This is a genomic window from Lujinxingia litoralis (assembly GCF_003260125.1).
GTDB classification, from domain to species: Bacteria; Myxococcota_A; Bradymonadia; order Bradymonadales; family Bradymonadaceae; genus Lujinxingia; species Lujinxingia litoralis.
This window is the reverse complement of sequence record NZ_QHKO01000026.1, coordinates 1-2,625: the sequence shown is the minus strand read 5'-3', so window position 1 is coordinate 2,625 and position 2,625 is coordinate 1. Positions and strand designations below refer to the sequence as shown.

6 protein-coding genes are annotated in these 2,625 nt (G+C 60.2%); 3 read left to right on the top strand and 3 right to left on the bottom strand.

Annotated features, from left to right (window positions below):
* The 3 genes from DL240_RS19505 to DL240_RS20170 form a co-directional block, all read right to left on the bottom strand.
* Positions 1-317, bottom strand: a 317-nt coding sequence (locus tag DL240_RS19505; RefSeq protein ID WP_146618416.1) for a helix-turn-helix domain-containing protein, incomplete at its 3' end; no start/stop codon positions are given.
* Positions 318-319: 2 nt separating this feature from the next.
* A complete protein-coding gene (locus tag DL240_RS19850) occupies positions 320-826 on the bottom strand; it encodes a helix-turn-helix domain-containing protein (RefSeq protein ID WP_146618290.1) in 507 nt (168 codons plus the stop codon).
* A gap of 7 nt (positions 827-833) precedes the next feature.
* Positions 834-1,250 carry a hypothetical protein gene (locus tag DL240_RS20170; RefSeq protein ID WP_158542814.1) on the bottom strand — a complete coding sequence of 139 codons (417 nt, stop codon included), beginning with the start codon at positions 1,248-1,250 and terminating at the stop codon, positions 834-836.
* 30 nt (positions 1,251-1,280) lie between these two features.
* Here DL240_RS20170 and DL240_RS20165 point away from each other — a divergent pair, with 30 nt between their 5' ends.
* From DL240_RS20165 to DL240_RS19485, 3 genes are all read left to right on the top strand, one after another.
* Positions 1,281-1,592, top strand: coding sequence for a four helix bundle protein (locus tag DL240_RS20165; RefSeq protein ID WP_158542812.1), 312 nt, complete (start codon positions 1,281-1,283; stop codon positions 1,590-1,592).
* 207 nt (positions 1,593-1,799) lie between these two features.
* Positions 1,800-2,306, top strand: coding sequence for a helix-turn-helix domain-containing protein (locus DL240_RS19845; protein WP_146618290.1), 507 nt, complete (start codon positions 1,800-1,802; stop codon positions 2,304-2,306).
* A 2-nt stretch (positions 2,307-2,308) separates the two neighbouring features.
* The coding region (locus DL240_RS19485) for a helix-turn-helix domain-containing protein (RefSeq protein WP_146618416.1) at positions 2,309-2,625 on the top strand (317 nt) is incomplete at its 3' end.

Below are 2,625 nucleotides of genomic sequence, written 5' to 3'. Positions count from 1 at the left end.
CGCAGCATTTTGGCCTCGCGTAGCACCCGATAAAAGGTCGATTCGGAGGCCAGATACACACCGCGGTCCGCCAGCAGGGGCACGATTTGGTGAGGCGATTTATCGCGAAACTCCGGGCTGTTCGCGGCCTTGAGAACCTGCGCGCGCTCGACCGCACTCAACTTATTGGCCGGGGAGGTGCGCGGGCCCTGACGTCGGTCAGAGCCCCCACCCCGGGCGCGCCAGCGCTCAAGGGTGCGCTTGTTCAACCCCAGTACTTTGCAGATGGACGAGAGTCTGGCGCCGTCGCGCTGCGCCTCCTCCGCCCAGCTCAGCACCGTTAACCTTTCGTCTTCGTCGTGTCGTCGTCCTCGTCCTCCGAGAAATACGCCTTGAGCTTTCCCTGCAAAACCAGCAACGCCGCCGCCTCCGCCAGGGCCTTCTCCTTACGGGCGAGCTCTTTTTTGACCCGTTTGAGTTCTTTGTTTTCAGGCTCCGCGGCCTTTTGTTTCTGCGGCGAAAGCCCTTTTTCGGCAGCCTCCAAAACCTCCTGCCGAAGGCGCACCAAATCAGCCTCATGAAGCCCTTCCCGGCGCAGAAACGCGCCGAGCTCCTCCTCCGAGAGGCCGGCGGCTTCCATCACAATACGAATCTTCTCTTTGGGTGGTTTGCTGCGCCTTCTCCCGGACTTTCCGCTCACACTACCTCCGTTTACCGCTTCTCTGCGCCACCGGCCCAGCGTCGCTCGTGCCACACCCGTCTCTTCCATCAACTCGGCGACAGAGCTGCGCTCCGGCCCGAACATCTTCTGCACCACACGTTCTCTAAATCCCGCTGAATACGCCATGATAACCTCACGTTGCCGCCCCCAAATGGTTTGGAAAGTTCATGCGGCAACTACGCTGACACAGGGGGTGCACGAACTCGTGCTCGTGCTGGTACTCGTGCACGAACTCGTTCTCGTTCTCGTACTCGTGCACGAACTCGTTCTCGTGCACGAACTCGTGCTGGTACTCGTGCACGAACTCGTTCTCGTTCTCGTACTCGTACTCGTACTCGTACTCGTTCTCGTTCTCGTGCTCGTACTCGGGCACGAACTCGAGCTGGTGCTCGTACTCGTACTCGTTCTCGAACTCGTGCTGGTACTCGTGCACGAACTCGAGCTGGTGCTCGAGCTCGGGGGCGAGGCGGAAATTTTGGGGGAAGAGGAAATCCGGCGGGGAAGCGCTCGACAACAGAGCGGGGCGAGTCGGTGTGGTCGCGGCCCCCATCCCAATTCTCTAATCCTTGCGGAGGCTGGCATGCATCACTTCAATCACGAACGACTGGACTGCTATCAGGTTGCGAGAGAAGTCGTCGAATGGCTGAACAACGAGAAATTTCCCGTGGGGCGCTCGAACCTCAAAGAGCAAACCCTTCGCGCATCGGAGTCCTTGCTCTTGAACATCGCGGAGGGCGCCTCGCGCGTCGGACAGTCGCGCGCTCATCACTTCCGCATCGCCCTCGGCTCGGCCGCCGAATTCTGCGCGTGCCTCGACCTCTTGCCTTTCCAGAATAAGGTCGAACAACAGAACAAACTCCGCCGAATCGGCGCGATGCTCTCTAAACTCTAGACCTATCGCCTCGCGAGTTCGGCCTGGTCCTACGAGCCACGAGTTCGTGCACCAGCCCGAGCTACGAGCTACGAGCTACGAGAACGAGTCCGAGAACGAGTACGAGTACGAGTACGAGAACGAGAACGAGAACGAGCTACCCCCTGTGTCAGCGTAGTTGCCGCATGAACTTTCCAAACCATTTGGGGGCGGCAACGTGAGGTTATCATGGCGTATTCAGCGGGATTTAGAGAACGTGTGGTGCAGAAGATGTTCGGGCCGGAGCGCAGCTCTGTCGCCGAGTTGATGGAAGAGACGGGTGTGGCACGAGCGACGCTGGGCCGGTGGCGCAGAGAAGCGGTAAACGGAGGTAGTGTGAGCGGAAAGTCCGGGAGAAGGCGCAGCAAACCACCCAAAGAGAAGATTCGTATTGTGATGGAAGCCGCCGGCCTCTCGGAGGAGGAGCTCGGCGCGTTTCTGCGCCGGGAAGGGCTTCATGAGGCTGATTTGGTGCGCCTTCGGCAGGAGGTTTTGGAGGCTGCCGAAAAAGGGCTTTCGCCGCAGAAACAAAAGGCCGCGGAGCCTGAAAACAAAGAACTCAAACGGGTCAAAAAAGAGCTCGCCCGTAAGGAGAAGGCCCTGGCGGAGGCGGCGGCGTTGCTGGTTTTGCAGGGAAAGCTCAAGGCGTATTTCTCGGAGGACGAGGACGACGACACGACGAAGACGAAAGGTTAACGGTGCTGAGCTGGGCGGAGGAGGCGCAGCGCGACGGCGCCAGACTCTCGTCCATCTGCAAAGTACTGGGGTTGAACAAGCGCACCCTTGAGCGCTGGCGCGCCCGGGGTGGGGGCTCTGACCGACGTCAGGGCCCGCGCACCTCCCCGGCCAATAAGTTGAGTGCGGTCGAGCGCGCGCAGGTTCTCAAGGCCGCGAACAGCCCGGAGTTTCGCGATAAATCGCCTCACCAAATCGTGCCCCTGCTGGCGGACCGCGGTGTGTATCTGGCCTCCGAATCGACCTTTTATCGGGTGCTACGCGAGGCCAAAATGCTGCG